We start from the raw sequence: 15,456 nt of genomic DNA on the forward strand, positions 1-15,456 counted from the left end.
GTCCCAGCGGGACCGCGGCTCAGCGGCGCGCGTACTTCTCCCACTTGGAGGCCAGGTGCTCGGCCTCGACCATGCGCACGGTCCCGGAGCGGGAGCGCATCACGATGGACTGCGTGGTGATCCGGGGCCCGCGGTAGCGCACGCCGCGCAGGAGGTCGCCGTCGGTGATGCCCGTGGCGGAGAAGAAGCAGTTGTCGGAGGTGACGAGGTCGTCGGTGGTGAGCACCGCATCGAGGTCCAGCCCGGCGTCCTTGGCCTTCTGGGCCTCCTCGTCGTCGACCGGGGCGAGCCGGCCCTGGATGATGCCGCCGGTGGCCTTGATGGCGCACGCGGTGACGATGCCCTCCGGCGTCCCGCCCGTGCCCATCATGACGTCCACACCGGTGTTCTCGCGGCACGCGGCGATCGCGCCGGCCACGTCGCCGTCGAGGATCATGCGGGTGCGCGCGCCGGTGGCGCGGATCTCGTCCACGAGCTTCTGGTGGCGCGGCCGGTCCAGCACGCACACGGTGAGCTGGTTGATGTTGATGCCCTTGGCCTTGGCCACCAGGTGCAGGTTCTGCTTGACCGGCAGGCGCAGGTCCACGAAGTCGGCCGCCTCGGGGCCCACGACGAGCTTCTCCATGTAGAAGACGGCGGAGGGGTCGAACATCGACCCGCCGTCGGCGACCGCGATGACGGCCAGCGCGTTGTTCATGCCCAGCGCGGTCAGCCGCGTGCCGTCGATGGGGTCGACGGCGACGTCGGAGGCGGGCCCGGAACCGTCGCCCACCTGCTCGCCGTTGAAGAGCATCGGCGCCTCGTCCTTCTCGCCCTCGCCGATCACCACGGTGCCGTTGAAGTGGACGGTCGAGAGCAGGGAGCGCATCGCGTCGACCGCGGCCCCGTCCGCGGCGTTCTTGTCGCCGGCGCCGACCCACTGACCACCGGCGATCGCCGCGGCCTCGGTCGTGCGCACCAGCTCCATGGCCAGGTTGCGGTCGGCCACGTTGTTGCTGCTGGTCCGTGCCTGGGTCGTTCCGATGGTTTCTTGCGCCACGATGTTCCTCACCTTCGAGTGTCCGGTCTGCGGATCCCCGGCCGGGATGGGATGCGGCGCGGTCCGCGTCCCGCCCAGCATATCCTCTGCCCCCCGCGGGGCCGGGACGGGGGGGCGGGGTGTCCGGCCCGGTGGGCCGGAGCCCCGCGGACAGGGCACAATGGTGGCGTGAGCCCCTCGACGACCCACGACTCCTCCGAGCACCCCGCGGCCGCACCCGGCCCCGGGGAGCCGCCGCAGCCCCTCCCGCGGATCACCGAGCAGCAGGCGCGGCGCCTCAACGCCCCCGTGCAGGGAATGGTCATCTCGATGGCCGTGCTGCTGCTGCTCGTCCTGCCGTTCGTGTGGCTCCAGCCGCGCCCCGACGCCCAGCCCTACCGCCCGGACGTCGACGTCGCGCAGGAGGCCTCCCACGTGGCCGACCAGTCCCCCTTCCCACCCGTGGTGCCGGAGCCCGGGGAGGACTGGACCGCCAACTACGCCCGGTGGAACCCCGGCGCCGCCGAGGGCGTGCCCTACTGGGAGCTCGGCTGGGTGACGCCGCAGGGCGGCTTCGTGGTCGTCGTCCAGACCTCGCTCGCCAACCCGACGTGGCTGGCCCAGCAGGCCGAGACGATCCCCGCGACCTCGACCCGTGAGGCGGGCGGCGTGACCTGGGACGTCCACGTCCGCGACGCCTCCCCGAACCAGGAGGCGCTGACCGTGTACACCGGCGAGCTGGAGGGCTCCACCCTCGTCCTGCGGGGGGACGCGCCCGCGGCCGAACTGGACCACCTCGCGGCCGCCGTGGCCGAGGACCTCACCGAGACCCCCGCCCCACGACCGACGGAGCAGCCATGACCCAGGAGACCCACACCGCCACCCCGTCCACCCCCGCCGCCGCCTGGCAACGGCTGCGCGAGGGCAACGCCCGGTTCGTGGCGGGCGAGTCCCTGCACCCGAACCAGGACGCGTCCCGCCGGCAGGCCCTGGCCGACCGGCAGAACCCGTTCGCGGTCATCTTCGGCTGCTCCGACTCCCGCCTGGCCGCCGAGATCATCTTCGACCTCGGCCTCGGGGACGCATTCGTGATCCGCACCGCCGGCCAGGTCATCGACGACGCCGTGCTCGGCTCGCTCGAATACGCGGTCGCCAACCTCGGCACGCCGCTGATCATGGTGCTGGGCCACGACTCGTGCGGGGCCGTGAGCGCCGCCCACAGCGTCACCGGCTCCGGGCAGATGCCGCGCGGCTTCCAGCGGGACCTCATCGAGCGGATCATGCCCTCCGTGCTGGACACCCAGCGGCAGGGCCACCAGGACGTCAACTCGGCGGTCGTGGAGCACACCCGCCAGACGGCGTCCCGGCTGATCGAGCAGTCCCGCGTGATCGCGGACGCGGTCTCCAACGGCGACGTCGCCGTCGTCGGCGTCTTCTACCACCTGGCCGACGGCCAGGCCGAGCTCGTCCACGGGCACGGGACCTGGCTGCCCGGCCGCTGACCGGCACCGCCGGTCCCCGGCCGGGCCGCCGGGCCGGGGACCGGCGGGTGACCGTGCCGGACGGTCCGCGCGGCTGACCTAGACTGACGCCATGGCACACACCACGGCAGAAACCACCGAGTACCGCATCGAGCACGACACGATGGGCGAGGTCCGCGTCCCCGCGGACGCCCTCTACCGGGCCCAGACGCAGCGGGCGGTCGAGAACTTCCCCATCTCCGGCAAGACGCTGGAGCCCCAGCACATCGTCGCGCTGGCGCAGATCAAGAAGGCCGCGGCCCTGGCGAACGCGGAGCTGGGGGTGCTCGACGACGAGCGCGCCCGGGCCATCGCCGCCGCCGCCGACCAGGTCGCCACGGGGCAGTTCGACCAGCACTTCCCGATCGACGTCTTCCAGACGGGCTCCGGCACGTCCTCCAACATGAACACCAACGAGGTGCTGGCGACCCTCGCCAACCGCGCGCTCGAGGGGTCGGACGTCGAGGTCCACCCCAACGACCACGTCAACGCCTCACAGTCCTCCAACGACGTCTTCCCGACGTCGGTGCACGTCGCCGTCACCGGGGCGCTCGTCAACGACCTGATCCCCGCCATGACCCGGCTCGCCGAGTCCCTGGAGCGCAAGGCCGCGCAGTTCAAGGACATCGTGAAGTCCGGGCGCACCCACCTCATGGACGCGACCCCGGTCACCCTCGGCCAGGAGTTCGGCGGCTACGCCGCCCAGGTGCGCTACGGCATCGAGCGCGTCGAGTCCTCCCTGCCGCGCGTGGCCGAGGTCCCCCTCGGCGGCACCGCCGTGGGCACCGGGATCAACACCCCGGCCGGCTTCTCCGCCCGCGTGATCGAGCTGCTGGCCGAGGAGACGGGCCTGCCGATCACCGAGGCCCGCAACCACTTCGAGGCCCAGGCCAACCGTGACGGTCTCGTGGAGGCCTCCGGGCAGCTGCGCACCGTCGCCTACAGCTACATGAAGATCAACAACGACCTGCGCTGGATGGGCTCCGGCCCGAACACCGGGCTGGGCGAGATCCTCATCCCCGACCTGCAGCCCGGTTCCTCGATCATGCCCGGCAAGGTCAACCCGGTGATCTGCGAGTCCACGATCCAGGTCTGCGCCCAGGTGATCGGCAACGACACCACCGTGTCCCTGTCCTCCACCAACGGCGCCTTCGAGCTCAACGTGGGCATCCCGGTCATGGCCTCCAACCTGCTGGAGTCGATCCGCCTGCTCGCGAACTCCTCCCGCGTGATGGCGGAGAAGATGATCGACGGGCTCGAGGCCAACGAGGAGCGCTGCCGCTTCCTCGCCGAGGCGTCGCCGTCGATCGTCACCCCGCTCAACAAGGCCATCGGCTACGAAGCGGCCGCCAAGATCGCCAAGCACGCCGTGGCGAACAAGATGACCGTGCGCGAGGCCACCGTCGCCCTGGGCTACGTGGAGAACGGCTCGCTCACCGAGGAGCAGCTGGACCGGGCCCTGGACGTGACCACCATGACGGGCCCCAACGCCTGACCCGTTTCACCGCCCCACGAGGAGTCGCCTCCCGCGCCCTCCCCACGCCGAGGGGTCGCATCTGCACGGAACTGTCACACTTTCCCGTGCGGATGCGACCTCTCGCGGCGTTCGAGGGGCTGGATGCGACCCCCCGCCGCCTGCTCGGTGACCCGGTCCTCCTCGGTCGCCGGCGGGAGTGCCCGGTCCCAGGCCCTGCGCAAGCGGGCGAGCTGGTGCGCCGGCATGGGCGGCAGCGCGTCCGGGGAGTACCAGCCGACCTCGAGGGACTCGTCGTCGTTGACCCGGGCCTCCCCCGACACGTAACGGCAGCGGAGCGTGTGGTCCAGGAACTGGCACCGGTCACCGTTGGGGTACTGCACGGGATCGCCGGCCGTGACGGCCACGAGCTCCTCGACGGCGACGACGACGCCCGTCTCCTCGAGGCACTCCCGCACGGCGGTGACCGCGGGCTCCTCGCCGGGTTCCACGATGCCGCTCACGAGTCCCCAGTTGCCGTTGTCGCTGCGCCGCGCCAGCAGCACCCGGCCGTCCTCGCGCAGCACCACGGCCGTGACGGCGGGCAGCCACAGCAGGTCGTGGCCGATCTTGCGCCGCAGCGCCAGGACGAAGTCGGGGGTCGGCATGCGGTCTCCTTGTCCGTGGGCGGTGTCCCGCTGTCCGGGCGGCGGTGTCCCGCCCCATTCTGGCAGTCCGGCACACCGACCGTCTCACAGCAGCAGCAGCACGCCCAGCGCCCCCGAGATCATCGCGGGGCCGAAGGCGACCCTCGAGCCGGCACCGGCCCGGCCCACGGCCAGCAGCACGGCCGCCGCCAGGCCGCCCACGACGAACCCGGCCACCGCCCCGAGCACGGCGTGCCACACGGACGCGAACCCGAGGCACATCCCCAGCAGCCCCGAGAGCCGGACGTCACCCATGCCCATCCCGGCGGGGTGCAGGAGCCGCAGCAGGACGTAGAGCCCGCCCACGAGGACCAGGCCCCACAGCATCCACAGCAGCCGGACGGGCTCCCCGCCCACCAGGGCGGCGCCGGCCAGCGGGATGCCGCACACCGGGTAGAGCGGGCGCACCACCCGGCCCGGCAGCCGGTGCTCCCGCACGTCGGTCCGCCACAGCCAGGCGCAGGCGAGCACGAGGACGGCGAGGGCCACGGCCGTGAGCGCGGCCGCCGACAGCCCCGCGACGTCGCCGCGGGCGAACTGCTCCGTCAGGAAGGCCACCACACCGGGCATCGTAGCGGCCGGCCCCCCGGGGCGGTCCCGGGCTGTGGACGCGCTCCCCTCCCTAGACTGGGGCCATGCCCCGCTCCCCCGTGCCCGCGCCCACCGACCAGGACGAGTTCGCCGCCCTGTGCCGGTCCTCGCCGTGGCGCTGGGACACGGTGCGCTTCGTCCTGTCCTGGCCGGCCACGGGCGAGGGCGAGTCCCCGGAACCGGTCCGGGCCTGGGTGCGCCGGCCCTCCGATCTGCGCGTCGAGGCGCTCGACCGCTCCCCGCTGTACACCGCCACCACCCTGCAGCGCTCGCGCGACGACTTCTACGTCACCTCCACCTCGGTCTCGTGGCTGCTCGAGCCCTCCCTCGTGGCCCCGGTCTACACCGACTCGGGCCTGGTGGAGCGCCGGCCGGAGGCCGCCTACGGGGAGCCGGTCTTCGGCGGCGGACGGTGGCAGGCGATCCTCGATCCTGTCGAGCTCGCCGGGAACGCCCCCGTGCCGCCGTACCTGCCGGAGCGGCGGCCGTGCACGATCGAGGACGTGCGCCCCGGCAACCACCACGGCCGGCGCGTGCGCGGCGCCGTCGTGACCCCCGGACCCGCCTACGAGGCGGCGACGCCGGGGCACCCCCTCGCACCGGCGCGAACCCACGTGCTCGTCGACGAGCAGACGGCGATCTGCGTCCGCTCCGAGGTGCTCGAGGGACCGTCTGCGGGCTCGGGTCACGACGTGGCGATCGAGGCCGTCGACGCGTACTTCGTCGACGACCTCTTCACCTCCGTGACCCTGGACCTCACCGACGTCAGCAGGCACCTGCCCTGGCACGTCGGCCCCTGAGCCGTCGACGACGGCCCCGCCGGCACGCCCCGCTCTGCCTCCCCCCGCCCCCCGCCGGCTCCTTCCCCACGCCCTCCCCGCAGCCCTCCCCGCGCTGACTGCACAGCTGTTGCCGTTGTTGCACCGCCGTGGACAACGACATCAGCTGTGCACTCGGCCGGGCGGGACGAGGACGGCCGGGGGCGGCCGGGCGGGTCAGCTCTCCAGGTCGCCCAACACCTCCGTGACGAGCGCGGCGATCGGCGAGCGCTCGGAACGAGTGAGCGTCACGTGCCCGAACAGGGGCCGTCCCTTGAGGGCCTCGACCACGGCGGTCACCCCGTCGTGGCGGCCGACCCGCAGGTTGTCCCGCTGGGCGACGTCGTGGGTCATGACGACCTTGGAGTTCTGGCCGATGCGGGACAGCACGGTGAGCAGCACGTTCTTCTCGAGGGACTGCGCCTCGTCCACGATGACGAACGCGTCGTGCAGGGAGCGGCCCCTGATGTGCGTCAGCGGCAGGACCTCGAGCATTCCGCGGTCGAGGACCTCCTCCACGACCTCCTGGGAGACCAGCGCGCCGAGGGTGTCGAACACCGCCTGGCCCCAGGGGTTCATCTTCTCCTCCTCCGAGCCGGGCAGGTATCCCAGCTCCTGGCCCCCGACCGCGTAGAGGGGGCGGAAGACCATGACCTTGCGGTGCTCGCGGCGCTCCATCACCGTCTCGAGACCCGCGCACAGGGCGAGCGCGGACTTGCCGGTGCCGGCGCGCCCGCCCAGGGACACGATCCCGACCTCCTGGTCCAGGAGCAGGTCGATCGCCAGGCGCTGCTCCGCGGAGCGTCCGTTGACCCCGAAGACGTCCCGGTCCCCGCGCACCACCCGGGAGGCGCCGTCGGCGCGGACCCGCGCCAGGGCGCTGCCGCGCACCGAGTGCAGGGTCAGCCCCGTGTTGGCCGGCAGGCCCTCCGTGCCGGGGACCACGACCGCCTCCCCGTCGTAGAGCCGGTCGACGACGTCGTCGGGGACGTCGAGCTCGGCGGTGCCGGACCACTCGACGTCGGAGCCGACCCACTCGGCCCGGTACTCCTCGGCCTCGAGGCCCAGTGCGGAGGCCTTGACGCGCATCGGGAGGTCCTTGGAGACGATGCAGACGTCCTTGCCCTCCTTCGCGAGGCTCGAGGCGACCGCGAGGATCTGCGAGTCGTTGTCCTTGAGCCGGAAGCTCACGGGCAGGACCGTGTCCGAGATGTGGTTGAGCTCCACGGCCAGGCTGCCGCCCTGGTCGCCGAGCGGCACCGGCCGGTTGAGCCCGCCGTGCTCCACGCGCAGGTCGTCGAGCAGGCGCAGCGCCTGCCGGGCGAAGTAGCCGAGCTCCGGGTCGTGCCGCTTGCCCTCCAGCTCGGTGATCACGACGACGGGCAGGATCACCTCGTGCTCGGCGAAGCGCAGGATCGCCCGCGGGTCGGAGAGCAGGACCGAGGTGTCGATCACGTAGGAGCGCACGCCGGCCTGCCGGCCGGCGGCGGCCCCCAGGGGGGCGGAGATGTCGACGATGCGCTCCTGGTTGTCAGCGATGCTCATGACGGCCCTTCCTCCTCGGTCCGGCGGGCGGCGTCCGCGCCGTCCGCCTGAGGACAACGTACGCAGAGCGCACCCGGCACGCGAGCCGAAACGGTGAACGGCGGGGAAATTGCCAGCGACGACGTCGCGGTCAGCCGCCGAAGCGGCGCTGGCGGGAGGCGTAGTCGCGCAGCGCCCGCAGGAAGTCCACGCGCCGGAAGTCCGGCCACAGGGCCTCGCAGAAGTAGTACTCGCTGTAGGCGGACTGCCACATGAGGAACCCGGAGAGCCGCTGCTCGCCCGAGGTGCGGATCAGCAGGTCCGGGTCCGGCTGACCGCGGGTGTAGAGGTGCTCGGAGATGTCCTCCACGGACAGCCGCTGGGCGAGCTCCCGCACGTCCTCGCCGGCGTCGAGGGCCTCGGTGAGGACCTCCCGCACCGCGTCGACGATCTCCTGCCGGCCCCCGTAGCCGACGGCGATGTTCAGGTGCGGACCGGTGTTGTGGGCGGTGCGCTCGGTGAGGTCGGCGAGGCAGGCGGCGAGCCGCGGCGGCAGCATCTCCAGGGCGCCCACCGGCTGGACCCGGCAGATCCCCGACGCGGTGAGCGTGTCCATCAGGTCGGAGATGATCTCGAGCAGAGGCTCCAGCTCCGCCGCCGGGCGCTTGAGGTTCTCGGTGGAGAGGATGTAGAGCGTGACGACCTGGATGTCGAGCTCCCGGCACCAGCCCAGGAACTCGACGATCTTCTCCGCCCCGGCCTTGTGCCCGTCCGCGGTCGAGGCCCCGAACTGGCGCGCCCACCGCCGGTTGCCGTCCACGAGCACGCCCACGTGCTGGGGCAGCCGTTCCGTGTCGAGACCCGCGGCGAGCCGGCGCTCGTAGAACCGGTAGAGCGGCCGTGGCTTGGGCATCGCTGGTTCCTCCCGAAGTCTCTCTCGCGGTGGCGGACATGGTCGCGCGCCCCGCGCGGCCACGGCCCCGGACGCTCTCGCGGCCACGGCCCCGGACGCTCTCACGGCCACGGCCCCGGACGCTCTCGCGGCCACGGCCCCGGACGGTGCGCGGGGACGCCTCCTAAACTACCCGGTGGGAGACCGGCCGGGACTCCACGCCGGAGGCGGGAAGGACACAGGATGGAGCAGTCGCACGGAGCGGCACGCCGGGCCGCGGGGCGCCTCGGGGACGCTGTGGAGCACGGGCTCGAGCACCTGGCGGAGCGCAAGCCCGCGTGGCGCGGCTGGATCCACGCCGGCTTCACGCCGGTCGTCGTCGCCCTGGGGCTCGTGGTGATCCTGCTGGCCCCCGGCACCGAGCTGCGGGTGGCCTGCGCGGTCTACGGCGTGACGGGGATCCTGCTGTTCGGGGTCTCGGCGATCTACCACCGTGCGTACTGGCCCCGGCGGCTGCACATGGTGCTGCGCCGCCTGGACCACTCGAACATCGCCCTGCTCATCGCCGGAACCTACACCCCGCTGTCCGTGGCGCTGCTGGCCCCGGCGCAGTCCCGGGTGCTGCTGACCGTGATCTGGGCGTGCGCGGCGGGGCTCGTGCTGTTCCGGCTGCTGTGGACCCTGGCCCCGCGGTGGCTCTACACGCCGCTGTACGTGGTGCTCGGCGGCCTGGCGGTCCTCTACCTGCCGCACTTCTGGCAGGCGAGTCCGGCGGCGGCCGCGCTCACGGCGGCCGGCGGGATCGTGTACATCGCCGGCGCCGTGGCCTACGGCACGCGCCGGCCCCGGCTGCTGCCCGAGGTGTTCAGCTTCCACGAGGTCTTCCACGTCTGCACCGTGCTGGGCTTCCTGCTGCACTACGCGGCCATCCTGCTCGCGGTGCTCAGCTCCTGAGCGGCCCGCCCTGACCGATCTGCAGCCGGCCGGGTGGCCGCCATGCAGCTGGCGTCCCCGTCGGGCCGCTCCTCCCCGTCCACCTCGACCGGGACGACGTGCTCGTTGAGCCAGGCCACGGCCTCGGGCTCCTCGAAGGACTTCCGGACCATCACAGGGCACCCGTGGCAGGCCGCGCAGCCGATCAAGAGGAGGATCGGTGGTTCACGGCGTCCCGCTTCCTCGAACGCATCGAGGCCCACTCCCCATCCACCGGATCGGCCGCATGTTGGAGCAGGTGAGGACCGGTCGCGCGGGCGAGGCGCTCGGCCGTTCCTCTGTCTCCCGACGGGTGGCACGTGCGTCATTCTCGTCGACTTGATGCACGAGAGTGATACCCGAACGAGATCCTCGGAAGCCTGACGCGACTCCGCTCGTCCAGCGCAGGAGGACGTCGGTGGCCAGCCGGAAGAAGCCCTGGCTGCTCGCGCAGGGCAAGCCGCGCACGACGGAGCAGCCCGGGTCCCGGCTCAACGCCCACCTCCTGCCGAGCCTCGGCGACGTGCCGGTGACGACCTGGCGCGTCCAGCACAGCCGCACGGTCATGGAGCAGGGCGCGGGGACGATCTTCTCCGCCCGTGGCCGCGAGGACCTGCGCGGCCCAGTCGCTTCGATGCGCACGGTCGCCCGGCGGCTGGGTCGGCTCGACCGCAGCATCGACCCGCTGGACGGATGGGAGACCGGAACGGCAAGTGTCCTCCGCGGTGCGACGGCACTGCACGTCGACCCGCGTCTCCGTCCGGGGAACCGGCAGGTGACGGCGATGGGGACGCTGCCGACACGCCATGCGGCTCCGAACCCACCGACCCACTGATGACCGGGTTGCCGCTGTACGGCACCAAGATCCGCGTGGCAGGGTCCGGTGGCCCGCGGCTCGGCGAACAGGACGGGCTCCACGCGGTCGACGTCTTCTTCGACCGTGGCTACGTCAACGGCTCAAGGATCATCCCACGCGGTCAGGCGGGCTGCCGGGGTCCGGTGAAGCCCGAGAGGCACGACGAGCGCCGGCACCGCATGGGCGCGTGAGTGGAGCACAGCGACCCCGACAACGCCTGACCGCGCACGATCATCTACCGCCATCTCCGCCACGATGCCGCGACGCCGCGACCGAGTGGTTCCACGAGGGTCCGGCCGAGTCGTGGGAGGTCGTCGCGCAGCACCTCGGCGACCAGCTCACCACCGTTCTCCACCACTACGTCCGCGCCGGCGAGGACGCACTTCGCGACTCGGTCGGGAAGCTCGCCGATCTGTAACACCGTCTGGACACGTGCCTTCGGCGAACGACCGGGGTTGCGCACGGCTGCACCTGCCGTCGACAGGACGACGTCAGCCGTAGGAGGGGAACTCGTCGCCGAAGATGTTCCGCCAGAGGCGGATCGTCTCGGCATGATCACCGCTCGCCTCGGCCGCGCTGGCCGTCGGACGCGCTCGTCGCGCCTGACCGGGAAGAGCGGACCGTCACGGACCTGCTCTCCACGCCGAGGCGACGTCGGCGATCTGCCTGGATCTACCCGTCAGTCTGGTTCGACCCGACGATTCTCAAATTAACGGGGCTATTGTATTTCTAACGGGTATGCTAGATTCACGCACAACGAGTCAACCCCGAAGGAGCAGAATCGTGAGCAATGCATTCGGATTCAACCCCGCTGATGGCAACACGGACCCGGCCGACACATTCGTGGCCATGCCAGTCCCGCCCCGGTTCGTCCCTCAGGTCACGAGCCTTCTGGCAACTCTGTACGCCGCCGAGTCCGGCACGACCCCCGCCGCGGACCGTACGGCCGTCGGCGACCAGCAGTCCTCCGCGCACGCGGGGTCGACGCACAGCGAAGACGATCCCGAGGGCCGTCGAACCCGGACCGGCCCGCATCCCGTGTGGACCAGCGAGCTCTACGCCGACCTCATCAACAAGGGAGTCGTCTCGAGCAACCGCATGGTGGCCGTGATGGATCACCTTCCGACGGGCCGCGACTTTGCGATCGAGATCCCAGACCTGGCCACCAGCATCACCGCGTCGGGAACGACGATCACCGCCGAAGAGATCAACGTCGCTCTTCGCTGGTTCGGCAAGTTCACTCGCAAGGCGTTTCCCGACAGCGATGGCCACGTGTGGCCGTTCGAGGTCAGCCGCCAGGAGTACCCGAAGGGCTACACCGGCACACGTCGACTGCTCTTCTGGTTCGAGCCCGAGCAGGCCGAGGCGTGGCGTCAGGCCCGGAGCTGATGACACCGGCCACGAGCCCATTCAGGGCGTGTCAACACGTCCAGGAGCTCGTCGTTCACGAAGAGGCGTTCTCGGCCGACCTTGACGTCCCTGAGGAGGCCTACGTGAACCAGGGCGTGCAACCAGGTCGACGCGGTCTGACGGGAGACGTCGCATCGGTCGGCGACGGAGTTGATGCGGCAGTAGGGCCGTTCGAACAGGACGGCCAAGAACTGTGCGTCTCGTCCACCCGGAGTGGCAGCGCGAGCTCGCTCGGCGATGTCCTCCTGACACGTGCGGATGGCTCCGATCTTCTGCGTCGTCGACGTTGCGGACTCGCGGACAATGTCGAGCATGTAGAGGATCCAGTCGATCCACGCGTCTTCGGCCGTCACCCCTCGCAGGAGTCGATAGTAGTCGTTCTTGCGGGCGATGATCGCGCGCGAAAGATAGAGGATCGGGTCACGCAGCAGGCCCGCCTCGATCAGCATCAGGATGTTGATGACGCGGCCGGTGCGTCCGTTGCCGTGGTGGAACGGGTGGATCGCCTCGAACTGGTAGTGGGCCACCGCCATGCGGACGAGCGGATCAAGCTCGTCCTCGGCGTGGACGAAGTGCTCCCACGCCGAGAGCTTCTCGCGAATGAGCTCGGCTCCCTCGGGTGGCGCGTACAGGATCTCCCGCGTGGTCGGGTTGGCGATGCGCGTGCCCGGCACCGAGCGAACAGGCATGTCCCGACCCTGTAGTTCGGAGCAGATTCGAGCAGCCGTCGCCGCGGTCAGCGGACGGCTCCTGATCGATTCGACCCCCGCGAACAGCGCGCTCCGGTCGCGCAGTGCCGCCTTGGTGGCATGGTCGCCCCCACCCGAGTCCACGTGCTTGAACAGCTCGTCGGCCGTGGTCACGATGTTCTCGATCTCGGAGCTGGCCTGTGCCTCGAGCAGCGGGACGGCGTGGATCAGGATGTGGGGGTTCGGCAACAGTTGACGGGCTTGGGCGAGTGTCGCCAGCGCCGTTCGGGCTTCGACGGTGGCCTTGAGCACGGGCTTGGGCTCCAGGTCGAGGCCGGCCGGCGGCAGCGGCGGTAGATCGTCGAAGGGGACGTCGGGGCTCCAGGACACGGGTCGGCTCCTTCGACACATCCGTGCGACATGTCAAGAATTCCAGATAAATCTGACACGTTATCGGAATCCGTCAGGAGGCCTGACATGTAGCGGAGACGCCTGAGTGATGCAGGACCGTGATACACGAAACCACGGAATCCGTGTCCAGCGCCGATCACCGGTGAACCGGCACCGACCATGCAACCCGCTTTGACCTGCGGCTTCGTCAATTCCCACGAACAGCCGTCGACCGCTCCACCTCGTGGCACCAGCGGCAGGCCGCGCGGCCGACGCAGAGGGCTACGGGCACCTCCCGGCGGGCGGCCTCGGCGAAGGCCCGGTCGGCGAAGGGCCGCCAGTCCACGGGGTTGTCGGCGTGCCGGCGCAGGCAGGCGGAGGACTGTCCGGTCAGTCGGTTGGGCACGGGATGCTTCTCTGCTCTCGGCTCCTGCGGGGCCGGGCTGCGGGCGGGCCCGTCCCGGTCCCGCCCGTCCCCGCGGCGCCTGTCTCAGCCGCGCCGGGCGGACCTCCGGCCGGGCGGCGGCGCCGGCTCCTCGTCGGCCGCCGACGCGTCCGGTCCGCCGGCGGCCGTGGGCCGGGAGGTCCCGGGGGCCCCGGTTCGCCCGGGCGCCGCCGCGGCACCGGGGTCGTCGACGGCACCGGACTCTCCTGCCGGAGCGGGCTCGTGGACGGCACCGGACTCTCCTGCCGGAGCGGGCCGGTCGGCGTAGCCGCCCACCCGCTCCTCGGCCGCCCGGCGCTCCGCGTACTCCGCCCGGTAGCGCAGCCGCCGGCTGCGGCGGTTGAAGTCGAGCGCCAGGAGGATCACGGCCCCTGCCAGCAGCAGGGACATGAGGAACCCGATCATCCCGGGGGTCACCTGGCTCGGGTCCAGACCGGGGCGGAGGGAGCCCTCGTCCACCGGGTTGGGCGCCATCCCGGGCAGCAGGGTGATCACGGTCAGCACGTTCGGCACGGCGGTCATCTCCTCGGTCAGCCCACGATCCCGGCGAACAGGTCGTCCTCGGGCAGCTCGGTCTCCACCCGGGCCTCGGCCAGGACGTAGTCCTCCCAGGGCCAGACCGTCGCCTGCAGGTCCGCGGAGACGGCGAAGAACATGCCGTCCGGGGCCACCTGGGTGCGGTGGCAGCGCAGGGCGTCGTCGCGACGGGTGAAGGTGTGCGGGCACTCGATCTTGGTCGTGGTCTCGTGGCGGGGCACCGGCGCGCGGTGGCCCTCGGGGTCGGTCTCCTGCCACGCCGCGATCCGGGCCGCGTACGGGGACTGCAGCCCGCGCTCCTCGAGGGCCTCGTGGAGCGCCACGAACCGTTCCAGGTTGAACGCCCGGTCGTAGTAGAGCTTCAGCGGGGTCCAGGGCTCGCCCAGTCCGGGGTACCGGTCGGGGTCACCGGCGGCGCGGAAGGCCTCCACGGAGATGTTGTGGGTCTGGATGTGGTCGGGGTGCGGGTAGCCGCCGTTCTCGTCGTAGGTGAGGATCACGTGCGGCCGGAACTCGCGCACGAGCCGCACGAGCGGCGCCGCGGCGCGCTCGAGCGGCTGCAGGGCGAAGCAGCCCCAGGGCAGCGGCGGCAGGGGGTCCCCCTCGGGCAGGCCGGAGTCCATGAAGCCGAGCCACCGGTGCCGGACGTCGAGCGCGGCGGCCGCCCGGGCCATCTCCTGGCGGCGCAGGCCGGTGAGGTCCCGTTCGGCGTGGGGGTGGCCGTCCATCTCCGCATTGAGGATGGAGCCGCGCTCCCCGCCGGTGCAGGTGGCGACCATGACCTCCGCACCCTGCTGGACGTAGTGGGCCATGGTCGCCGCACCCTTGCTCGACTCGTCGTCGGGGTGGGCGTGGACGGCCAGCAGGCGCATCTGGGACAGGGAGGTCACTCGTGGGGGTCCTTCCGGAACGGGCTGGGGAACGGGGAGACGGCCGGCGGGAGCACGGACCGCGCACCATTTTACGCGTCCCCGTCGCAACCCCCGCCCCCGGGAAGCTCCCAGGGGGCTCCGCTACAGTGGCCGCGCGGCGCCGGGCGCCGCCCCTCCGTTCCCCGAGACGCCCCCGGAGATCCGCCGAGACGTTCGACGTGCGCCGCACCGAGACGTCCGCCGTGACTCCCCACACACCGGAGGCCGCCGTGTCCACCGACTCCCCTGACCTGCTCCGGACCCGCTACGGGACGGGCCGCTCCGCCCACCGGTTCGGGCCGCGCGGCTGGGCCGGGCTGGCCGTGCTGGGAACCCTGCTCGCGGCCGCGGTCGCCGTGTGGATCCTCAGCGCGCAGCAGCGCGAACCGACGTTCCAGGACGTGAGCTTCGAGGTGCTCTCGGAGGCCCGGGCCACCGCGGACTTCGAGCTCACCAAGCGGCCCGACGACGTCGTGACCTGTGCCGTGCGGGCGCTCAACGAGGACTTCGCCGTGGTCGGCTGGACGGAGGTCACCATCGGTGCCGTGCCCGCGGAACGGCTCGGCGAGGGCGGGACCAGCTCCCACCGGGTGGCGCTGCGGACCACGAACCTCGCCACCACCGCGGGGGTCGAGTCCTGCCGGCTGGAGCGCTGAGCGCGCCACGGCGTCGTCGTCGTTCTTTGGGCTTGTCCCCCCGCCACCCCTAGAATCGACAACCAGG

The 15,456-nt window shown here is 71.9% G+C and carries 19 protein-coding genes; 9 read left to right on the forward strand and 10 right to left on the reverse strand.

What is annotated here, in order from left to right:
- Positions 1-19 precede the first annotated feature (19 nt).
- Positions 20-967 (reverse strand): class II fructose-bisphosphatase, encoded by a 948-nt coding sequence (gene glpX, locus ACH9EU_RS01615; protein ID WP_396412200.1) that lies wholly within the window; start codon positions 965-967, stop codon positions 20-22.
- A 240-nt stretch (positions 968-1,207) separates the two neighbouring features.
- Between glpX and ACH9EU_RS01620 the strand changes: the two genes are divergently transcribed.
- The 3 genes from ACH9EU_RS01620 (at position 1,208) to ACH9EU_RS01630 (ending at position 4,033) form a co-directional block, all read left to right on the forward strand.
- Complete coding sequence (locus ACH9EU_RS01620; RefSeq protein ID WP_396412181.1) at positions 1,208-1,879, forward strand: DUF4245 domain-containing protein; 672 nt, start codon at positions 1,208-1,210, stop codon at positions 1,877-1,879.
- Entirely contained in the window at positions 1,876-2,520 is a 645-nt protein-coding gene (locus tag ACH9EU_RS01625) for a carbonic anhydrase (protein ID WP_396412182.1), read from the forward strand. Before ACH9EU_RS01620 ends, ACH9EU_RS01625 begins: the two co-directional genes overlap by 4 nt.
- 91 nt (positions 2,521-2,611) lie before the next feature.
- Complete coding sequence (locus tag ACH9EU_RS01630) at positions 2,612-4,033, forward strand: aspartate ammonia-lyase (protein WP_396412183.1); 1,422 nt, start codon at positions 2,612-2,614, stop codon at positions 4,031-4,033.
- 74 nt (positions 4,034-4,107) lie between these two features.
- Here ACH9EU_RS01630 and ACH9EU_RS01635 read toward each other — a convergent pair whose 3' ends face one another.
- Together ACH9EU_RS01635 and ACH9EU_RS01640 are read right to left on the reverse strand one after the other, a co-directional pair.
- Positions 4,108-4,659, reverse strand: a complete 552-nt coding sequence (locus tag ACH9EU_RS01635) for an NUDIX domain-containing protein (RefSeq protein ID WP_396412184.1) — start codon at positions 4,657-4,659, stop codon at positions 4,108-4,110.
- An 84-nt stretch (positions 4,660-4,743) separates the two neighbouring features.
- Positions 4,744-5,259 (reverse strand): prepilin peptidase, encoded by a 516-nt coding sequence (locus ACH9EU_RS01640; protein WP_396412185.1) that lies wholly within the window; start codon positions 5,257-5,259, stop codon positions 4,744-4,746.
- A gap of 74 nt (positions 5,260-5,333) precedes the next feature.
- On the opposite strand from ACH9EU_RS01640, the gene ACH9EU_RS01645 reads away from it, so the two are divergent.
- Complete coding sequence (locus ACH9EU_RS01645; protein WP_396412186.1) at positions 5,334-6,089, forward strand: hypothetical protein; 756 nt, start codon at positions 5,334-5,336, stop codon at positions 6,087-6,089.
- Between the two features lie 195 nt (positions 6,090-6,284).
- On the opposite strand, the gene ACH9EU_RS01650 is transcribed toward ACH9EU_RS01645, so the two are convergent.
- Both ACH9EU_RS01650 and ACH9EU_RS01655 read right to left on the reverse strand, forming a co-directional pair.
- Positions 6,285-7,652 (reverse strand): PhoH family protein, encoded by a 1,368-nt coding sequence (locus ACH9EU_RS01650; protein WP_396412187.1) that lies wholly within the window; start codon positions 7,650-7,652, stop codon positions 6,285-6,287.
- A 130-nt stretch (positions 7,653-7,782) separates the two neighbouring features.
- Entirely contained in the window at positions 7,783-8,544 is a 762-nt protein-coding gene (locus tag ACH9EU_RS01655; protein WP_396412188.1) for an isoprenyl transferase, read from the reverse strand.
- Positions 8,545-8,766: 222 nt separating this feature from the next.
- Here ACH9EU_RS01655 and trhA point away from each other — a divergent pair, with 222 nt between their 5' ends.
- Entirely contained in the window at positions 8,767-9,477 is a 711-nt protein-coding gene (gene trhA, locus ACH9EU_RS01660; protein WP_396412189.1) for a PAQR family membrane homeostasis protein TrhA, read from the forward strand.
- On the opposite strand, the gene ACH9EU_RS01665 is transcribed toward trhA, so the two are convergent.
- Complete coding sequence (locus ACH9EU_RS01665) at positions 9,441-9,824, reverse strand: DUF255 domain-containing protein (protein WP_396412190.1); 384 nt, start codon at positions 9,822-9,824, stop codon at positions 9,441-9,443. The two genes, trhA and ACH9EU_RS01665, sit on opposite strands and share 37 nt — an antisense overlap.
- Before the next feature lie 89 nt (positions 9,825-9,913).
- On the opposite strand from ACH9EU_RS01665, the gene ACH9EU_RS01670 reads away from it, so the two are divergent.
- The 3 genes from ACH9EU_RS01670 to ACH9EU_RS01680 all read left to right on the forward strand — a co-directional run bounded on the left by ACH9EU_RS01670 (position 9,914) and on the right by ACH9EU_RS01680 (position 11,740).
- Positions 9,914-10,330 (forward strand): hypothetical protein, encoded by a 417-nt coding sequence (locus ACH9EU_RS01670; protein WP_396412191.1) that lies wholly within the window; start codon positions 9,914-9,916, stop codon positions 10,328-10,330.
- On the forward strand, positions 10,330-10,542 hold the full coding sequence (locus tag ACH9EU_RS01675; RefSeq protein ID WP_396412192.1) for a hypothetical protein: 213 nt from the start codon (positions 10,330-10,332) through the stop codon (positions 10,540-10,542). Before ACH9EU_RS01670 ends, ACH9EU_RS01675 begins: the two co-directional genes overlap by 1 nt.
- A 592-nt stretch (positions 10,543-11,134) precedes the next feature.
- Positions 11,135-11,740: a hypothetical protein gene (locus tag ACH9EU_RS01680; protein ID WP_396412193.1), complete on the forward strand. Its 606-nt coding sequence runs from the start codon at positions 11,135-11,137 to the stop codon at positions 11,738-11,740.
- Here the strand turns inward: ACH9EU_RS01680 and ACH9EU_RS01685 are convergent.
- The 4 genes from ACH9EU_RS01685 to mca all read right to left on the reverse strand — a co-directional run bounded on the left by ACH9EU_RS01685 (position 11,725) and on the right by mca (position 14,694).
- Positions 11,725-12,840 carry a Fic/DOC family N-terminal domain-containing protein gene (locus ACH9EU_RS01685; RefSeq protein ID WP_396412194.1) on the reverse strand — a complete coding sequence of 372 codons (1,116 nt, stop codon included), beginning with the start codon at positions 12,838-12,840 and terminating at the stop codon, positions 11,725-11,727. The genes ACH9EU_RS01680 and ACH9EU_RS01685 overlap by 16 nt on opposite strands.
- A 208-nt stretch (positions 12,841-13,048) precedes the next feature.
- Entirely contained in the window at positions 13,049-13,246 is a 198-nt protein-coding gene (locus ACH9EU_RS01690; protein WP_396412195.1) for a DUF255 domain-containing protein, read from the reverse strand.
- A gap of 84 nt (positions 13,247-13,330) precedes the next feature.
- Positions 13,331-13,807, reverse strand: a complete 477-nt coding sequence (locus ACH9EU_RS01695) for a hypothetical protein (protein WP_396412196.1) — start codon at positions 13,805-13,807, stop codon at positions 13,331-13,333.
- Between the two features lie 8 nt (positions 13,808-13,815).
- On the reverse strand, positions 13,816-14,694 hold the full coding sequence (gene mca / locus ACH9EU_RS01700; RefSeq protein WP_396412201.1) for a mycothiol conjugate amidase Mca: 879 nt from the start codon (positions 14,692-14,694) through the stop codon (positions 13,816-13,818).
- A gap of 242 nt (positions 14,695-14,936) precedes the next feature.
- Here mca and ACH9EU_RS01705 point away from each other — a divergent pair, with 242 nt between their 5' ends.
- On the forward strand, positions 14,937-15,389 hold the full coding sequence (locus ACH9EU_RS01705) for a DUF4307 domain-containing protein (protein WP_396412197.1): 453 nt from the start codon (positions 14,937-14,939) through the stop codon (positions 15,387-15,389).
- Positions 15,390-15,456 lie beyond the last annotated feature (67 nt).

Origin of the sequence: Kocuria rhizosphaerae (assembly GCF_044462265.1) — a bacterium.
GTDB lineage: Bacteria > Actinomycetota > Actinomycetes > Actinomycetales > Micrococcaceae > Kocuria > Kocuria rhizosphaerae.